At 39.9% G+C, this 19,030-nt stretch carries 16 protein-coding genes, 1 other RNA gene and 1 pseudogene; 13 read left to right on the forward strand and 5 right to left on the reverse strand.

Annotated elements, in window-relative coordinates:
* The gene (locus GNP35_RS08130) at positions 1-1,359 is read right to left on the reverse strand and encodes a DUF2254 domain-containing protein (RefSeq protein ID WP_155695634.1); all 1,359 of its coding nucleotides are present in this window, start codon (positions 1,357-1,359) and stop codon (positions 1-3) included.
* A 222-nt stretch (positions 1,360-1,581) separates the two neighbouring features.
* Positions 1,582-1,949: a transfer-messenger RNA gene (gene ssrA / locus GNP35_RS08135) on the reverse strand.
* A 285-nt stretch (positions 1,950-2,234) separates the two neighbouring features.
* On the opposite strand from ssrA, the gene GNP35_RS08140 reads away from it, so the two are divergent.
* Positions 2,235-3,428, forward strand: a complete 1,194-nt coding sequence (locus GNP35_RS08140; protein WP_155695635.1) for a hypothetical protein — start codon at positions 2,235-2,237, stop codon at positions 3,426-3,428.
* 70 nt (positions 3,429-3,498) lie between these two features.
* Here the strand turns inward: GNP35_RS08140 and GNP35_RS08145 are convergent, their stop codons facing one another.
* Positions 3,499-5,358: a monovalent cation:proton antiporter-2 (CPA2) family protein gene (locus GNP35_RS08145; RefSeq protein ID WP_155695636.1), complete on the reverse strand. Its 1,860-nt coding sequence runs from the start codon at positions 5,356-5,358 to the stop codon at positions 3,499-3,501.
* On the reverse strand, positions 5,359-5,901 hold the full coding sequence (locus GNP35_RS08150) for an NAD(P)H-dependent oxidoreductase (RefSeq protein ID WP_155695637.1): 543 nt from the start codon (positions 5,899-5,901) through the stop codon (positions 5,359-5,361). It abuts the gene before it with no gap.
* A gap of 147 nt (positions 5,902-6,048) precedes the next feature.
* Here GNP35_RS08150 and GNP35_RS08155 point away from each other — a divergent pair, with 147 nt between their 5' ends.
* From GNP35_RS08155 to GNP35_RS08210, 12 genes are all read left to right on the forward strand, one after another.
* Complete coding sequence (locus GNP35_RS08155) at positions 6,049-6,594, forward strand: LON peptidase substrate-binding domain-containing protein (RefSeq protein WP_155695638.1); 546 nt, start codon at positions 6,049-6,051, stop codon at positions 6,592-6,594.
* Positions 6,595-6,694: 100 nt separating this feature from the next.
* Positions 6,695-7,336, forward strand: a complete 642-nt coding sequence (locus GNP35_RS08160; protein ID WP_230961340.1) for a sigma-70 family RNA polymerase sigma factor — start codon at positions 6,695-6,697, stop codon at positions 7,334-7,336.
* Entirely contained in the window at positions 7,329-8,030 is a 702-nt protein-coding gene (locus GNP35_RS08165) for a ChrR family anti-sigma-E factor (protein WP_155695640.1), read from the forward strand. Before GNP35_RS08160 ends, GNP35_RS08165 begins: the two co-directional genes overlap by 8 nt.
* A 191-nt stretch (positions 8,031-8,221) precedes the next feature.
* The gene (locus tag GNP35_RS08170; RefSeq protein ID WP_155695641.1) at positions 8,222-9,172 is read left to right on the forward strand and encodes a YbgA family protein; all 951 of its coding nucleotides are present in this window, start codon (positions 8,222-8,224) and stop codon (positions 9,170-9,172) included.
* Positions 9,172-10,617, forward strand: a complete 1,446-nt coding sequence (phrB, locus tag GNP35_RS08175; protein WP_155695642.1) for a deoxyribodipyrimidine photo-lyase — start codon at positions 9,172-9,174, stop codon at positions 10,615-10,617. Before GNP35_RS08170 ends, phrB begins: the two co-directional genes overlap by 1 nt.
* Positions 10,618-10,621: 4 nt before the next feature.
* Positions 10,622-11,098, forward strand: coding sequence for a nuclear transport factor 2 family protein (locus tag GNP35_RS08180; RefSeq protein ID WP_230961341.1), 477 nt, complete (start codon positions 10,622-10,624; stop codon positions 11,096-11,098).
* Positions 11,037-11,861, forward strand: a complete 825-nt coding sequence (locus GNP35_RS08185; protein WP_230961342.1) for an SDR family NAD(P)-dependent oxidoreductase — start codon at positions 11,037-11,039, stop codon at positions 11,859-11,861. Before GNP35_RS08180 ends, GNP35_RS08185 begins: the two co-directional genes overlap by 62 nt.
* Before the next feature lie 19 nt (positions 11,862-11,880).
* Positions 11,881-13,134 (forward strand): NAD(P)/FAD-dependent oxidoreductase, encoded by a 1,254-nt coding sequence (locus GNP35_RS08190; protein ID WP_155695643.1) that lies wholly within the window; start codon positions 11,881-11,883, stop codon positions 13,132-13,134.
* Positions 13,135-13,155: 21 nt separating this feature from the next.
* Positions 13,156-13,941 carry a DUF1365 domain-containing protein gene (locus GNP35_RS08195; protein WP_155695644.1) on the forward strand — a complete coding sequence of 262 codons (786 nt, stop codon included), beginning with the start codon at positions 13,156-13,158 and terminating at the stop codon, positions 13,939-13,941.
* A 25-nt stretch (positions 13,942-13,966) separates the two neighbouring features.
* Positions 13,967-15,199 carry an SAM-dependent methyltransferase gene (locus GNP35_RS08200; protein WP_155695645.1) on the forward strand — a complete coding sequence of 411 codons (1,233 nt, stop codon included), beginning with the start codon at positions 13,967-13,969 and terminating at the stop codon, positions 15,197-15,199.
* 195 nt (positions 15,200-15,394) lie between these two features.
* On the forward strand, positions 15,395-16,285 hold the full coding sequence (locus GNP35_RS08205; protein WP_330997747.1) for a mechanosensitive ion channel family protein: 891 nt from the start codon (positions 15,395-15,397) through the stop codon (positions 16,283-16,285).
* Positions 16,285-17,640, forward strand: coding sequence for a magnesium transporter (locus tag GNP35_RS08210; RefSeq protein WP_230961343.1), 1,356 nt, complete (start codon positions 16,285-16,287; stop codon positions 17,638-17,640). Before GNP35_RS08205 ends, GNP35_RS08210 begins: the two co-directional genes overlap by 1 nt.
* A gap of 138 nt (positions 17,641-17,778) precedes the next feature.
* Here GNP35_RS08210 and nhaA read toward each other — a convergent pair.
* A pseudogene (gene nhaA / locus GNP35_RS08215) lies at positions 17,779-18,979 on the reverse strand (Na+/H+ antiporter NhaA).
* Between the last annotated feature and the right edge of the window lie 51 nt (positions 18,980-19,030).

Consider the following 19,030-nt stretch of genomic DNA (forward strand, 5'->3'; position numbering starts at 1 on the left):
CTAACTTTCCTTTGGTAAATAGCTGTCTTTTAATAGCTCGTAGTCTTCTTCTAACACCAATTCCTTTTTTGCATAAGCCAGCGCTTTTTTGGAATGTACATCACAGTATTCCGCTAATTCTTCATTGGTTTCAGCTAAGCTTTGGTAAATTTTTTGCAAACGTAACATTACCTCAATGTTAGCGGCTCCATCACGCGCTATACCATTAAATGCATCCTGAAAAATTTCTTCTGAGCTTAATTGAGGCAAAGACACTCGATTAAAACTTTTCTGGTCTTTCATTTCAGGCCTTTTCACTTCAGAGCTATTAATTTCAGAACCATTTGCTTCAAAGTCATGAACGTCATTGTTATTCACTTTATCATCATTGGATCTGTCGCCAGCGAGCCATTGAGTAATAAGTCGGCATTGCACACTGATTATATCTATCGCAGTACCCGGATCGTTAACAGCGGGTGAAAGCGCTCGACTCGCTATTTCAGATAACACCAAAAAGCCAAATCGAGGATCTTCATCAAAGGTACGGCATTTACCAATAATAAAATCTTTTAATATTATAGTTTTGACGTTTTGCTTTGCCTCAACATCGCCATCCAAAGCCTTTCCATCATCTGTTTTTATAAAAGCGATAGGAGTATTTGGCAAGATTAGAGCGCCAACCGCTTGGTTTACTTTTATCTTAAAATTAAACTCTGTTGCAGTTGCTTGCAGCCGATCGATATTGATCTGTTGTAAGTAACCAATATCACTTGAATAAACTTCGCTGGTTTTGCTTTCTACTTGATCAAAATCTAACGTCCCAGCAATTAACTCATAGTGACGTGATAACGCTTTTTCTGTAACTGCTTCTACTTTTGAAATTGTTTTACCTAATGTGCCAAGTCTAGCGATGTTATCTACCCACCGAACAAAACCTAAAATAACAATGGCAAAGACTAAAAGCGTAAGAATAAAAATAACAAAACGCCCAGTATCGCCATATAAACCATTCATTAACGCAATAATGCCAATAACACTAAAAATGAACGCACCAACAAATATGGATAACGCGTATTGAGACACATCGTCGGTTATAACAATATCAAACGCATGAGGTGTAGCCGACGTGCTAACAGAAGAATAGGCAGACAGCATAGACCCCACAGCAAACACAGCCATACCAAGCATACTGGCTGAAATAATTGAAAATAGTGTTTTTAATGTATCAACGCTGATATCCATAACCGCGGCGTCTGAAAAGTAAGTATCACCGAGCCTAGCGAAAAATATAGCGAGGATTGAAAGTGCACAACTAAAAAGAGGTTTGACCCAAAGTCGCTCTTTTAAGCGCCTAATGTAAAAGCTAATTTGCTGTTCCATTTTACCTATTTTCCTTTTTAATCATTACGTTAAATTAGAAATTTATCAGCCACTCTATTGTATCTATTAGTATTTAACAACTAACAAGCAGGCACTTAACAAAAAGAAAGCATAGTCCATAACCTCAATAACTTTGGCTATTTAAGCACATGTGCTTCGATAATTTTTTAACACATTTCAGACATAAAAAAACCCCGACTGTTTAGGTCGAGGTTTCGTTATTGGTGGAGCTGGCGGGAGTCGAACCCGCGTCCAGAAAAGGTCACCCTTAGGTACTACACGCTTAGTCTATCTTTAAATTCACCGAGGAGCTGCGGAAAGACACGCCACTCAACGACTATCCTGATTTAAAATTCGTGGGTTGCCTCTCAGGCTGGAGTCGCGCCACTATTCCGTTTGGTTTTTGATCTCATGTTGTTCCCCGTCTTACGGACAGAAGCTAGGGCATAAGAGCTCTCAGCAGGGTATTAAGCTGCTAGTGCGTAGTTTTCGTCGTTTGCGACTATTTTTTTGCGGCTTTTAACGAGGCAAACCGCCCCTCGACGTGCACCGCCGGAATCATCAATCCTGTCGAATCCTGAATCAGCCCCGAAGACGGGTCACGGTATTGATTGTTTTGCGCTACTCAGCAAAGTTTTCAAAGCCATGTAAAAATTCTGGAACCAACGGTTAATACCGATAGTGTTCTGTAAGTCTACTCTCTTTTATTTACAATCAAAAGACTTTCTTACTTACACTTATGTAACTGGTGGCATTTTCAGCAAAATCAATAGTAATACAATTTAATAATTACAATGCCTTTTAGAAAACAGACACTTGCCTAAGTGTTTACAACGGTTATGATAGGCAAATCAATTTTTACTGGTTTTATTTAAATGGAAGTTTCACTTCAAATACGCAAGTGGGTTGCCAGTACGCAACAAACTTTACAACATGTTCCTAGTGTGTCTCGTGACTATGCAACACGCCTGCTCAAAGTTGCCTCAACAGTAAACACAAAACTAGTTACTCGTTTCTCAAAATTAAAATCATTTTGGACAAGCTTAACATTAGCTCAATTATGCTATTTGATATCATCGGCTATCTTATTCGCATTAGCTTTTTCTGACGATGCAGAGCTTATTCATCTAACCCTGCCTGTAATTATTATTTTAATAGGACTGACAAATGAGTTTTGGCCGCACTTTCTTAAAGTGTGGGATAGCTTGCAGGGTAAAGCTTTCATTCTTACCTTTTATGCAATCATGGCAAACACCGCACTTGCCTCAGCATCAGGTTTGGTCAATGAAGTGACTCATGTAAGTGCAGAAAGCTTAACTTACAGCCACAATATGGCGCTCATTATTAACATCCCCACTTGGTTTATCTTATCCAGTTTTTTAATGCTTTTGGTTGTGCAAATACTACTGCCAATCTATTTGATATTGCTTGTACTACTCAAACCTTTTGGTGTGCACAAGATTTGGCATAAGCCAGACTACCGATTCCCTATACTAACAGCACTAATTCGATACTTATTGGCTACATTTTTATTGTTTGTGTTCATGTATGGTAGTGTCCAGTCTGGCTTTTTAAACCAAAACAGTCCATTGCTTGGCTCTGTATATGTCGGCTTTATTACGGCCGAAGAAACAGAAAATCCTTCGACTTCAAAAACAAATGAAGTATCAGAGGTCAAAAAAGGATTTGAGGGAGCGGAGAGCAAAGCTGATGGGTTTGTTTCGTTTAACGTACACAACCTTACTGAACGCAATAATCCAACAGAAGATATTACTAAAAATGAAGAAGATGCTTTTTCAAGGGATGTCCTTTTACGAAAAAGTCACGAAGTTCAATTAATACAAAAACAAATTTTAGCCACGTTCATTTATGACTACGAAGCTGATAGTTTTTCTCGTTGTGCTCACCCAGAAAACACTAGAGTTATAGAGCTGAATGATTACGAAATTCTTACGGTTAAAAAGTCGAAAACGGCAGAAGTAGGTTATGAGTTTGGTGTTATTGCCTGCGTTTCGCCAGGCATTAATTCAGGTGCTATTAAATCACCTGGCACTAAAAACGATAGTTAGGGTAATTAAGAGTTGGCCTCTGAATCATCTAAACTCTGATAAACCTAGAAGCCAACTCGTTAAAATCAAATCAATCTAAATGAACATTCTTTTTCAACTTGCCTGGACGTTCCCAGGCATGCTCATCCACTTCATGTTCCCAGTGTTGGTCTTCTTCCAACGTTTTTTCAATAAAGCTGCGTGTTTCCATAGAGTGATTGATAAACATTTTTTCATCACCCGACATCGTCGCTAGCTGCTCGACCATTTCATCATCGTGTTTTTTGAACAAACGGCTAGCTCGCCACGCAGCGTTATGTCTCCAACCTAGCTGTTGCATCACTTTTGCGCCGAGCTCTAATCCACCAGCTAGAGTTTCACGCTCCACTGCAGTTACGCCGGCTTTTAAAAGATCAGTCGCGTGAGGACGGTTTATCGCCCTAGCTAATATTTTTACATGAGGGAAATGGTGCTGAATAGCTTTTATGATCCTTAAGCTACGTTCTGGCTCGTCAACTGCAACAACAATGACATCTGCGTCTTCAGCACCAGCAGCATGCAATAGATCATGACGCTCACCTTCGCCAAAGTAAACTTTGTAGCCATAACGTCTAACCATATCTATCTGACTAGCATCATGGTCTAAAATTGTTGTTGATATTTTATTTGCTGCTAATAGCCTTCCTACTGCCTGACCAAATCGACCAAAACCAATGATGATCACCTTATTCTCTTCCGAAATATCATCGGAAACGGGTTCCGCTTTGGTTTCCCTGAATAACGGCTGAACATATTTGTCATTCACTATAAGCATGAGCGGTGTTAGTAGCATGGACAAGGCTACAACTAGAGTAAGTTGCGACACTAAGTCTTGCGGCAAAAGATTTACACCCAATGCAAACGCAAACAGAACAAAGGCAAATTCACCAGCCTGTGACAAAACAAAGGCAAAGGTATAACGGTCAGGTCGAGCCATTGGTGTGAAACGTCCCAACAATTGTAAAACTAAGTATTTTAAGATGATCAGACCAAGTGTTAGAAATATGATTAACGCAGGATCCGCTGCAAATATATTAAAATCTATACTCGCGCCAACAGAGATAAAGAATAAGCCAAGTAATAACCCTTTAAATGGCTCAATATTGCTTTCAAGCTCATGTCGATAATCACTTTCAGCCAAAACAACACCGGCTAAAAATGTGCCTAAGGCAGGCGATAAACCGATGGATTGCATCGCCAGTGCAACAGAAATAACCAGTAACAACGCTGTGGCCGTAAACACTTCTCGAAGTTGGCTTTTTGCAATGAAACTGAATATTGGGTTCATTAAAAAACGACCGCCAATAACGATACCAGCAATGATACCGCCAGCCACCAGCCCTTTTTTCCAACCGTGCAGCTCGCCACTGTGAGCAGCTATACTTGCCACATCAGACGATGAAGCTAAGAGAGGCAATATTGCCAACATTGGAATTACGGCAATATCTTGAAACAGCAGAACAGCAAAAGCACCTTGCCCAGCGGTAGACTTCATTTGCCCTTTTTCTTGTAAACTCTGCAGAGCAATGGCCGTTGAACTTAGCGATAAAATCATGCCTATCGCCAGCGCTTGTTGCCATGGCAGTCCAAAAAACAAACCAATTGCGGTAACCAGTAATGTTGTTATAAAAACTTGCAGTCCGCCGCTACCTAAAATAGGTACTCTTAACTTCCATAACAAACTTGGCTTTAATTCTAATCCTATTAAAAACAACATGAGCACAACGCCAAACTCTGCAAAATGCATCACGTCTTTAGGGTGACTTAAAAAGCTCAGTACAAATGGCCCTATAATCACACCAGCCACAAGATAGCCCAACACAGATCCCAGCCCTAAGCGCTTAGCGATAGGAACAGACACAACTGCAGCCGCTAAATACGTAACAGCATCTGCCAATAAATTATTTTCCATTTAAGCGCCCTCGCCTAATAAACGCAGTGTTTTTAAGTATTCACTCGACACCTGATCGAGTCTAACTTTGTCGTCAAAAAGTTTACCTGTGCCATGTACAACAAAAGGCGCTAAATATTCCATTTGGCATAAATGCGCTGTTTGTTCGATAGGCGTGAGTAATTGCTCCATAGTGAAACGATTGTGACCGGTTTTACAATACGCGGTTTGACCGCCACCTGTGGTGATCACTGACAACCACTTTTTACCCTTTAAACTATCTCCACCAGGTCCATATGCATAACCGTATTGGAGTACTAAATCAAACCACTCTTTTAACAATGCCGGCGCGCTGTACCAATAAAAAGGGTGCTGAAAAACGACAATATCAAACTCGGCCAATAACTTTTGTTCCGACTCAATGTCGATGACACCATCTGCATATATTTCACACAAATCATGAATGTGAACGAAGTCGAGTTGGTTAGCTTTTTGTATTAAATGATAATTAATTTTTGACTGCTGTAAGTTAGGGTGAGTCAAAATAAGTAAAACCGATTGCATGCAGATCCTTAAAGTTCAATAGCATAGAGAATGCCCTCCTCTACTTTAGTCTTTTTTACGCATGAATGCGGTAACTTTTTTAAATCATTTGATCGCCTTTGAACATCAGCTCGTAATAAAGAAGGTGTAATTTATTATGAGAGAGTTATGAAACTAGCGCTATTCCCTCTTCCGGTTTTTTTACTTCCAGGTGGAGTAACACGGCTGAGAGTATTTGAACAACGATATATAAGATTAGTGCAAGAGTCTGCAGGTGACGTGGGCTTTGTTATTGCGCCTATCAAAAACTTACCTGCCATTGAAAGCAAAGCTATCGATTGCCACCTTAATTGGGGAAGCTGGGTTAAAATCATTGATTTCGCTACTGGCGCTGATGGATTACTGGAGATTGATGTTCAATGTGAAGCCATGGCTAGGATTTACAGTTTTGAAGTGGAGTCGGACAACCTCAAACGAGCAGATGTAGAGCTTTATCATCACTGGCAAGAGTCAATAGATGTTAAGCAAGTTCAATTACCTATCAACAAACTCACACAGCAATTACAGACTGTATTTAAAGTTAACCCAGAACTTTCAAAAATTTATCCAGAAACAAAATTTGACTGTTCAGGTTGGGTATGTCAAAGATGGTTGGAACTATTACCTCTAAAACAAGCAGAACAAAATTTGTTTGCTCAATCAGGTTTCTCTTGATCGTGCAGCTCAGTTTTTGTCTGAAATTGTTTTTGAATAAAAGTGATCGCTACGATGACCCTGCTCGTAATATTTTTCAGGACAACGGATGAGGTATGTCATGAAACAATCAACAGTTGAGTCAACTCGTAATAAAACGATCGCTCCAGCGACCAAGACGAGACCTATGACAACGACCGCAAAAGAATCTGCACCACCAGAATTAAGCCAATATTTGATGGCCGTGGCTGCCGATAGAGACAAACAAGCATTCGCAAAGTTATTTGCTTGGTTTGGTCCAAAAATTAAGAGAATTGCCGCTCAGAAACTAAATAATGACGCGGCAGGATTCGACATAACCCAAGAAACAATGACTCGCGTTTGGCGCAAAGCTCATCTATTTGTACCAGAAAAAGGCGCAGCAACAACTTGGGTATATACGGTCATGCGTAACGTTATTTTTGATGCGATGCGCAAAAATAAAACTCAGCAAGCAGAATCCCTCAGTGATGACATTTGGCCAATAGAAGAGCAGATATCTGAAGAGTCACCGTTTCAAGATCACTTGATGACAAAGCAGTTAGGAGAGCTTGTGAAAAAGCTTCCACCTAATCAGCAAGAAGCGTTGACCGCCGTTTATTACAAACAATTAACACACGAAGAACTAGCTAAGCAATTGAATATACCTGTTGGTACAGTGAAGTCCCGCATTCGATTAGCCGTAACTAAGTTGAAACAGCAGTTGGGAGCCAATAATGATTAAACACCACCCGAGCAGCAAACTACTAGCCGGATATGCAACTGGCGAATTACCTGCATCCATTGCCATAGGTGTGGCTATTCACTGTAAAATGTGCGACCAATGCCAAGCCAATGTGGACGCGCTTACTGCCCAACTTGCTGACCAAGTCTTTGACGCTGAATTAACAGAGCCAATGGCCTACGAAAACGAGCAATTTGACTTAGCAAGCGAAGCTGAAGCGCCAATGGATATGGATTTTGGCAACATGATTGCAGCCATTACCGCGGACGATGAAATTTCCGAGCAGTCAATGGTGAGAAGTACATCCATAACTGTCAAAGGTAAAAACTTTGAGCTACCAGCGCCGTTAAATAATGTTCGCATGTCCAATTGGTTGAATATTGGTAAATTATCACGTTCAAGCCTGAATTTAGACGAAGGTGCTATTCACAGTCATTTGTTGCACATAGACGCTGACGGTGAAGTCCCTACGCATACTCACAAAGGCTTTGAAATTACATTATTGTTAGATGGTAGTTTTGAAGATGACATGGGCACCTATCACCCTGGCGACTTTATAGAGCTTAATGGTGAGCATAATCATCAGCCTAAAACGAAAGAGGGGTGCCTTTGTTACACAGTAGCCGATGACGCACTCCAGTTTACTGAAGGTTTTCATAAGCTGTTTAATCCGATAGGAAGCCTGTTGTACTAAATTGAAATAGACACCTCCTCCAACCATTCCAGTTATCCTGGTAGTTTGCCACTACTCCTATGTAGTGGCTTTTTTTTCTTGTAGATTTAGCCTACAAATTAGGCAGTTAAAAATTGATTGTGATCAATTGCAAATAACGTATCGTAACCTAGTATATAGATCATAAACTCCCCCAATATCAAAGGATAAGTATGGCCATTACCATTGGTTTAAGCGCATGTTTAGCAGGTCAAGAAGTTCGATTTGATAAAAGTCACAAAAAATCAAATTTTTGTATGAACGAGTTATCTCGCCACGTTAGTTTTAAAACTTATTGCCCAGAAGTTGCTATCGGTTTGCCGGTTCCCCGCCCAACTATTCGACAAATAAAATATAACGATGTCATAACCGTAAGTCGTCCAGATAAAACAGGCGATGTGACAAAAGAGTTAGCGGAATATGGACAGTCAGTCGCGACCAAAATTGAAGACCTAAGTGGTTTTATTTTTACTGCTAAAAGCCCTAGTTGTGGGATGGAGCGCGTTAAAATTTATCATTACAACGATGAAAATAAAGCAACAGGCAGTGATCAAACTGGCGTAGGTATGTTCGCCAAGCAAATTATGGATATCAACCCTGCACTGCCTTGCGAAGAAAATGGGCGACTAAACGATCCTGCTATTCGTGAGAATTTTGTACTTAGAGTGTTTGCTTTTAATACTTGGCAATTAATGATGCAAGACGGATTCACAAAGCACAAACTCATTCAATTTCATACGCAATACAAATACTTATTAATGAGTCACAGCCAAAATTCTTACCGAGAATTAGGAAGAATGTTAGGCACCAGTGAAGCGCCTGTAGACGAGTTGGCAAAAGAATATATTGTCTTGTTTATGACTGCTTTAAAAACAATCGCGTCTAGAAAGTCACATGCCAATACGCTTAATCATATTCAAGGTTACTTCAGCAAACATTTAACCAAAGAGCAAAAAGCGGAATTAACTACGCAAATTGACGACTATCGCGAAGGTTTAATTCCATTAATGGCGCCACTAACGTTATTAAAGCACTACTTAATGATGTATCCCGATGAATACATTGCGAATCAACGCTATTTGGACCCTTACCCGGCCGACTTAAAACTAAGGTACGGCTACTAATGATCTTATATTGGATTAGAACGGATGTTCGACTTGACGACAATCCGGCACTAGAAGCAGCGGCTAATTTAGCGGTTGATAAAAATGAGCCTTTGGTGGCGTTATTTGTCGAAACTCCTGAGCAGTGGGAAAAACATGACCGCGCGCCAATCCAAATAGACTTTCTAGAGCGTCACCTTAATTTGGTTAAGGACAAGTTAGCTGAATTAAACGTACCGCTAATATTTGAATCAGCAAAAGATTTTGATGCGCAAATTGACGTGTGTACTCGTATTTGCAAAGAGCATAATGTAACGCATGTGTTTTTAAATCAAGAGCTTGAAATTAACGAAGTTAACCGAGACTCGGCTTTTAAAAATAGACTTAACGAAAATGATATTGAATACTCAAGTTACGAGTCCGATGTCGTATTACCCAAAGGGCAAGTACTTAATAAACAACATGAAATGTATCGAGTATTCACACCGTTTAAACGTGAGTGGTTATCCGTCGCTATTACTCAAGGTTTTTACTTAGCGGACTCGAAAGAGTCGCTGACTCGTTATTTTAACGCCAACATTTCTATGCCTGACGGTGTTGCCGTCAACGAAGGCTCAATAACGTTTACCGCCACAAAAAAAGACTCATCAAACTGGCCGCTTATCACCAACGTGCGCTCAGAGCTTATTCCTGACTTTTATGAACGAATAATTGTAAGGTACCCTGAAGATCGTGACATACCTTCTATTGAAGGCACATCTAAACTGTCTCCTTATTTAGCAATAGGCGCACTCAGTCCAAAAAGGCTGGTATCTCAGCTTATGTTTACCGTGCCAAATATACTCGACAATACTAGCCTTCCGGAATTTGGCTGGCTTAACCAACTCATCTGGAGAGACTTTTACCGCAACCTACTATTCCATTACCCAGAACTCTGCAAACACAATAATTTTAACAAAAAGTACGATGGTCTCGACTGGCCAAATAATGGCTTTTTGTTTAAAGCTTGGAAAGAAGGGAAAACCGGCTATCCAATTGTTGATGCAGCAATGAGACAATTGCTTGAAACAGGTTGGATGCACAATCGTTTACGTATGGTTGTTGCAAGTTTCTTAACTAAACATCTACTTATTGACTGGCGCTTGGGCGAACAATTTTTTGCACAGCACTTAATTGATGTTGACCTTGCCAATAACAATGGTGGTTGGCAATGGGCGGCAGGCACTGGATGCGATGCACAACCTTACTTCAGAATATTTAATCCAATTAGTCAAAGTCAAAAATTTGATCCTGACGGGACATTCTTGCGTAAGTATCTACCAGAACTTAAGAATTTCTCTAACAAAGACATACATTTTCCACACAAGGTGATTAAGTCAGAAAAAATAAAGGCTTATTGGCCAGCGATTGTGGATCATAAAACCGCTAGAGAAAACGCTTTGGATTTTTACAAAAGTAAAGAGTGACGTTATGAATGCAGCAGAGCATATGAATCAGCGAGAAGCGCCATCGATAAGTGAACCTCTTCAATGGCTTCAAGATTATGTATCTACTTACAATGAGCTAAACGCTGGAAATTTACATCTACTCAATAATATTTACTCTAAAAACGCATTGTTTATTGACCCTTTAAGTAAAGTAGAAGGGTTAGATGCGTTAACAGAGTACTTTGAACATCTCTATGTAAACTTAACATCTTGTCATTTTGACCTCACTGGATTCATCTGCAATGGCAGTGACGCCGCTATTTACTGGACCATGACCGTCAGTCATAAAAAACTAAAAAGCGGAAAACCAATCACCCTAGAAGGCCATAGCCGTCTAAGCCAAGAAGAAGGTAAAGTGACCTTCCAAAGAGACTATTTTGACGCTGGTGCGATGATATATGAGCACGTTCCAGTTGTTGGTGGACTCGTTCGTTTTGTTAAAGCAAAAGCGAGTGCCTAATATGAGCCAAAGAGTGTTAGTCACAGGCGCAACATCGGGCATTGGCCACAGTTTGGTTATTAATTACTTAGAAAAAGGCGATGTTGTTTATGCGTGTGGGCGCAGTGCAGAAAAGCTAGCGGCTATCTCAGAACAAGCACAGCAATTGTCTGGCACACTTAAGCTTGTGCAATTTGATCAGCTAGAAGAAAATGAACTTGTTTCGGCGCTCAATGAAGTAGAAGCATTGGATATCGCTATTTTGAATGCCGGCGACTGTGAGTACATTGATATTGCCTTGGACTTTGACGCCAACTTGTTTAAACGTGTCATTGATATAAACCTAACGTCCGTTGGTGTTTTGGTTCGAGAAATTCTACCTAAACTCAAAGAAGCAACCACAGCAAACTCATCTGTTAATCCTCAACTGGTATTTGTAGGCTCTTCGGCAGCAATGATGCCATTTACTCGAGCTCAAGCTTACGGTGCTTCAAAAGCTGGCATTGGTTATTTAGCAGATTCGTTATACATAGATTTAAAACCACACAACATCGACGTTTCGCTTGTTTTACCCGGTTTTATAAAAACCCCATTAACCGACAAAAATGATTTTGAAATGCCGTTCTTACTTACCAGTGATGAAGCGGCCAAACGTATTGATTCAGGCATTCAACGTCGCCATCGACATATAGCCTTTCCAAAGCGTTTAATTTGGAGTCTAAAATTTGCAAGCTGGTTACCCGCAACATGGTGGAGAAAAATCATGTTAAACAGCGACCAATAAAAACAGGAAGTAGTATCAAATGAAAAAAGTAGCCATCATTGGTTCGGGAATATCTGGCTTAACAAGCGCATATTTACTAAACAAACATCACAATGTACAAGTATTCGAAATCAACGACTACATTGGTGGGCACACCGCCACTATTGACTTCGAGTTAGATGAAAAACCCTACAGTATTGATACGGGTTTTATCGTATTTAATGATAAAACTTACCCTAACTTTTTGAAGCTTCTTAGTCAGATAGGCATTCAAAAGCAGCCAACTGAGATGAGCTTCAGCGTCACAAATCCTGCCACCGGATTAGAGTACAACGGCAATAATCTAAACACCCTATTTGCCCAGCGACGAAATATTGCGAACCCAAGATTTTGGTCACTTATTTCCCAGATATTAAAATTCAACAAATTGTGTAAAGCCCTTTACGACAGCAACTCAATCCCTGTGAAACTATCTTTAGGTGAGTTCCTAGATGACAATGGGTTTAATGACTACTTCTGCCAAAATTACATTTTGCCAATGGCGGCGGCCATCTGGTCTTCGAGCCTGAATCAAGTAAAGCAGTTTGAGCTTAGCTTTTTCATCCGCTTTTTTTACAACCACGGGCTGTTAAACATCCAAGATAGACCACAGTGGTACGTTATCCCTGGCGGCTCAAAAAGTTATATAAAACCACTCATTAATGACTTTGAAGACAAAATTCACTTAAACGCAAACATTCAAGCTGTTACGCGCAACAGCGATGGTGTTGAGCTTACTTTTGAAAATAATCGTACCGAACAATTTGATGACGTTATTTTTGCCTGTCACTCTGACCAAGCGTTAAAGCTATTAAGTGATCCCACTGAGAATGAGAAAGCAATACTCTCCGCCATGCCTTATGTAAATAACGAAGTGGTACTGCATACTGACAAAGCAATGTTGCCAAAGAGAGAGCTTGCTTGGGCTAGCTGGAATTATTTACTGTCAGGTGACGAAGATGCGCTTGCGTCCGTTACTTACAACATGAATATTCTGCAAGGCTTAGATGTTGAGCCCACTTTTTGTGTGACACTCAATAAAACCGACGCTATAAACCCTGAAAAAATAATCAGGAAGTTTAATTATACTCACCCAGTATTCAGCACAGAAAGCCAAAAAGCTCAGTTACAACGAGATACCATTTGTGGCAAACACAACACCCACTTTGCTGGCGCATATTGGTACAACGGCTTTCACGAAGACGGTGTTAGAAGTGGAGTTGATGTTGCAAAAAGGTTTGGCTGTGAACTTTAATTTTACTCAGTTTGTCGCGCTATGATTAGCGGAATATACCAAGGTTCCGTTCGTCATCGGCGTTTCAGTCCCGTAGATCACAAATTTACCTACAGTTTATACATGTTGGCTATAGATTTGGATGAAACCGACTCTGTGTTAAGCCAAAGTTGGGTGCTCGGTCATAAGTGGTTTAACCCGCTTCGTATAAAACGTAACGACCATTTTAAAAACTCTGCATTATCATTTAAACAAACCGTGATTGAACAAGTAAACACACTCACGGATTCTCCGTTGCATATTGAGCAAACAAGAGTCGTCATGGTAAGCCAAGCTCGTTGTTTTGGTTTGTATTTTAGCCCAGCTAACTTTTACTTTTGTTACGCTAAAAATGCCGATGGCCATGAGGCCTGTCAATATATGTTGGCAGAAGTTAGTAATACACCTTGGAATCAAAAACATTACTATTTGATCGATCTTGATAGAACCAAACGTAATGAACCTTTGATAAATAAGAAAGTATTTCATGTGTCGCCATTCATGCAGATGGAAATGGAATACCGATGGAAAATTACACCGCCTAAGAACAATTTATTAGTACATATAGAAAATTGGCCTTTGCATAATTCTCCATCAACTGGCCAAATTGATAAAGTATTTGATGCGACGGTCGCATTAAAAAAAGTACCAATAACACATAGGAATCTTGTCAAACTCATCATGACAACTCCGGTGATGACAGCAAAAATATTTGCTGGGATTTATTGGCAGGCTTTAAAGTTATTTATAAAAAGAGTGCCTTTTATTGGTCACCCTGAATCTAAATAAAAGTAGACGTTGAGAGGAATCAACAATGGAAAAGTTAGTCACCCCAATCAGCCAATCGAGTTCGAGCTGGTCTTCTGGTTTATATCAGAAGCTTATTTTCGCAGTTTTAGAACGCATTGAAGGTGTTGGACTGACCATTCATGACCCACAGTTACCGGGCGATGGAAATCATTTTTTTGGACAGCGTGATGCTGAAATCCAAGCACAGTTAAATATTCACGACCAAGGTGTCTATAAATCACTAGCTACCGGCGGCAGTATTGCTGCGGCTGAAGCCTTTATTAATAATCAGTGGTCTAGCCCTAACTTAACTCGTTTAATTGAAGCTTTTGTTGTCTGTCAGCAACAACTTGACGAGCTGGAAAGCAAAATGTCATGGGCGACAAAATTAAAGAATAAACTTTTCCACCGTCGTAATAAAAACTCTCAATCAGGCTCCAAAGAAAACATACTGGCGCATTACGACCTTGGTAATGATTTGTATACCCGTTTCTTAGATCCAGAAATGATGTACTCATCGGCCATTTATAGCAAAGAAGCCACGGATTTAGACGCGGCTCAATTAAACAAACTTAATTTGATTTGTCAGCGACTAGAGCTTACGAGCGATGACAGACTCGTTGAAATTGGTACTGGCTGGGGTGGCTTAGCTATTTTTGCCGCTCAAAACTATGGTTGTCACGTGACAACTACTACCATTTCTGACGCGCAGCACGACTATGCTCAGGCAAGAATAGAAACGCTTGGCCTAGAAGATAAAATCACACTCTTAAAACGTGATTACCGAGAACTAACTGGCGAATACGACAAGCTTGTTTCAATTGAAATGATTGAAGCTGTTGGCTTTGAGTACTACACCGAGTTCTTTAGCAAGTGTAATGCATTATTAAAACCAGGCGGCAAAATGTTGATTCAAGCTATCACCATTGCGGATCAACGCTTTGATCATTACCGCAGTAACGTCGACTTTATCCAGCGTTATATTTTCCCGGGCGGTTGTTTGCCAAGTATCGAGTTTATGAGCAAACACTTAAGACAAGATACCGACATGGTGCTTCATGAGCTTCATGACATTGGTTTAGATTACGCTCAAACGCTCAATGAGTGGCGAGTTCGTTTTAACAAGAACTGGCAAGAACTTACTGAGTATGGTTTTGATGAGCGTTTTCGTCGTTTATGGAACTATTACTTAAGTTACTGTGAAGGTGCATTTTTACAACGCGCCACCAGCACGGTTCACTTTGTTGCTAGAAAATAGAACTGATTGTTGCTAGAAAATAAAACATACTGTCTACAATAACTTCAACAACTCTGCATACCTTCAAGGGCTAATTTTATTAGCCCTTTTATTTTTAGTTAAATAATTGTCAAATATAGTAATTTTTATTTAACTCAGAATCAGCTCTCATGCTACGCTTATTCTAAATCCCTTTTACTCTTTTAGGTTCTTTTAGTGAGTCTATTTAACAGCCAATTATTTTTTAGTTTCCTTCTATTTTTAGCCGCATATTTAGCAAAAATAGGATTGATCAAACTTATTAATCGCAACGCCGGTACTAAATCAACAAACCGTCGTTTGCATATCAATACCGCCAAAAATGCCATCAACATGGTGTTTATTATTGCCTTGCTCATGTTATGGAGCAATGAATTACAAAACTTTGCACTGTCTATTGCAGCCTTTGTTGTCGCTATTGTTTTAGCAACGCGTGAACTTATTCAATGTTTCATTGGTTTTTTATATATCAGCAGTACCAACCCATTCCGAGTGGGCGATTGGATCCAAACCAATAACCAATTTGGTGAAGTGGCGGAAACTGACTGGGCAAAAGTCACAATATTAGAAATTAGCGCTGATACCTATGCTTACACAGGCAAAACCATATTTTTACCAAACAACCAGCTCATGACGTTACCAATAAAAAACATGAATTATATGAAGCGCTATATTAACCACTCATTTTCGGTGGTGATGGACTGCATAAAAACAAATCCATATGACTTAGTACCTAAGTTATATGCAAAAGCGGAAGGTTATTGTTTTGAGTTTACCGATGTTGCTCAGAGATATAATAAACTCATAGAGAATAGATTGGGCGTTCAAATTGCAGGACCTGCACCAACCATAAAGGTGCAAACAACGGACATTGGCAAAGTATCTTTTGTATTTTCTATTTTTTGTCCAACTAGCAAAGCAAAAAAGATTGAGCAATCACTGATTAGCGATTTCTATACACTCTATTTTAAAGCACAGGAAAACGCGGAGGTTAATAGTCTCTCTGTAAGTGATGATAATGCGTTAATTCCTACCAACAATCAAAGCAACTCCGTGAGGAATACATAATGCTAAATGTAGACTCTCGTATTGACGTAATGAACCAAGTGCAAACTGCACTTAAAGCTTTAATTGAAGATGAAACAAGCTTTGCATTGCCGCCTGAGACAAATGACTTTAGTGAAGATGACTGGGCATGGTTATTAGAAAGTTTAGTTAGCGAACAACGTATTCTAATTTGGCCGTTTTTAAAAAATATTGATACCACGGCTGTTCTTGCTGGTATGCGAGAAGACGCCAGATTGCAGCTTGTTTCGTCACTTCCAAACAAAAGCGTTCATAAAGCACTAGCTAATAGTGACGCTAGCCAGGTAATTGAAGTTCTTGATGTCTTACCTACAAGCGTCGCTAAAAAGTTCATTAAAAAATTATCTAAAGAAACACAAAATCACATTCGTGAGTCATTAAATTACACCGACGATCAAGTGGGACGATATGCTAATCACAACGTATTTACGGTAAACAAATCGGCGTCAGTAGAGTCCATATTATCTGAACTAAAAAGCGTCGATTTACCAGAGTATACAGATACGTTTTTAGTTACTGATGAGCAAAACATTTTTATTGGCGAAATCACCATAAACGAATTGTTTAGCGCTGAGCCTCAAGACTTAGTGGCCAATATTGCTAAAACCTCAGTACATATTGTCAACGCTGACTTACCCTTGCTCGACGCCTCAAACTTATTAAAAAGTACTAAAAAGTCGATGTTACCCGTTGTAACGGAAACCGGTGAATTACTAGGCCGTTTTGATATCAATGACGCCCTAGAGATATTTCAGGAACACTACGAAGCGCAAATTGCGCACTTAGGACAAGTAAGCGATGAAGATTTGTTTGCGCCTGTTGCGCTTAGTGCTCGACGCAGAGCCGTTTGGCTTGGTATCAACTTATTAACGGCATTCATGGCATCTATTGTAATTGGTATTTTTGATAAGGTTGTAGCAGAAGTTGTGGCCCTTGCGGTACTAATGCCAATTGTCGCCAGCATGGGCGGCATTACAGGTAGCCAAACACTTACGCTGACAATAAGAGGATTGGCAACGGGTCAACTGGGTATCAATAACGTCTCGTCTTTAAAGCGAAAGGAAATAGCGGTTGCGGCGATAAATGGAGTTGCATGGTCGCTGCTCGTTGCGATCATTACTGGATTCTGGTTTGAAAATATCGCCCTTTCCATAATTATTGCGGGTGCGTTAATTGTAAATATGTTGGTAGCTGCGCTGTTCGGAATTCTAATTCCAGTTACCTTAGACCGAATGAAAATAGACCCAGCATTAGCAGGCTCGGTGATACTTACTACCGTCACTGACATTGTTGGATTTTTTGTTTTCTTAGGTGCGGCATCCCTAATACTTATCTAAATGGCCCGTCAACGTTATTTAGGATAGGTCACGTGTATAAAAAAAGCTCTGCATTACGCAGAGCTTTTTTATTCGTCACATTTAAAACAATAGGCGTTAAGATTAGCTGCCACTATCGAGTGTTTAGTTACTTTCCGTCTACTCTTTCACTTCAGTATCTGGCTCTTTGAGCGCTTTATTCAACACTAAGTAGCCTACAATACCACTTAACACTGAACCAACAATAATACCTAATCGTTCATCAAACAGCAGATCAACGCCAGTTTCTTCAAACGCTAACGAAACCAATAAACAAGCTCATAGTAAAACCGATACCACATAGCGCAGCGGTTCCGTATAGAGCCGCAAAGTTCATGCCTTTAGGAAGCTTCGCCAGTCCGATTTTAATTGCCAACCAACATAACCCAAATATACCAACCTGCTTACCTACAAATAAACCTAACGCGATACCTACAGGAACCGGATGAAGTACTTGTTCAAAACCTACACCAGTTAAATTTAAGCCCGCATTAGCAAAGGCGAACACTGGGAGTACAAAAAAGGCGACAACCGAGTGCAGATCATGTTCTAACTCTTTAACGGGCGAAAATTCGGGATTTTTTTTGCTTCGCATTGGAATGAACATCGCTAGTAAAACACCCGCTAAGGTTGCGTGTACACCCGACTTCAGCGTTGCTATCCACATAATAATACCGATAAAAATATATGGACTGTATGACACAACATTCTTTTTATTAAGGTACGTAAGAACTGGGATACAAAGGGCCACAACAATTAATGCACCAATGGAAATCTTTGATGTGTAGAAAAACGCGATAATTAAGATAGCGCCTATATCATCGAATATTGCTAACGAGGTTAAAAATACCTTTAGTGCCACAGGGACTCTTGAGCCTAAAAGCGTTAGTACACCAAGTGCAAATGCAATGTCAGTTGCAGCAGGAATTGCCCAACCACTCAACGCCACCTCATTATCTATATTAAAATAAACATAAACTAAAGCAGGTACCAACATGCCGCCAATGGCCCCAACGCCTGGCAAAATGATATTCCTCTTATCCGACAACTCCCCTTCTATCAGTTCACGCTTAAGCTCTAAACCAACTAAGAAAAAGAATACAGCCATCAAGCCATCATTAATCCAAAGCAATAAAGGCTTGGCAATTTGCAATGCGCCAACTCTTATCTCAACGGGTGTTGATAACAACATTTCGTAATAGGTTACTAATGCTGTATTTGCACATACTATTGCTAAAATTGCCGCTAGGAATAGAAGTATCCCGCCCGATGATTCTGTTTTAAAAAACTGTACGATAAAATTATTATCAGTGTTGCTCATGTGTTTATTTTACATCCATTAAATTAGTTATCTTTATAATATACGTTACAT

It is taken from the genome of Psychrosphaera haliotis (assembly GCF_009728465.1).
GTDB lineage: Bacteria > Pseudomonadota > Gammaproteobacteria > Enterobacterales > Alteromonadaceae > Psychrosphaera > Psychrosphaera haliotis.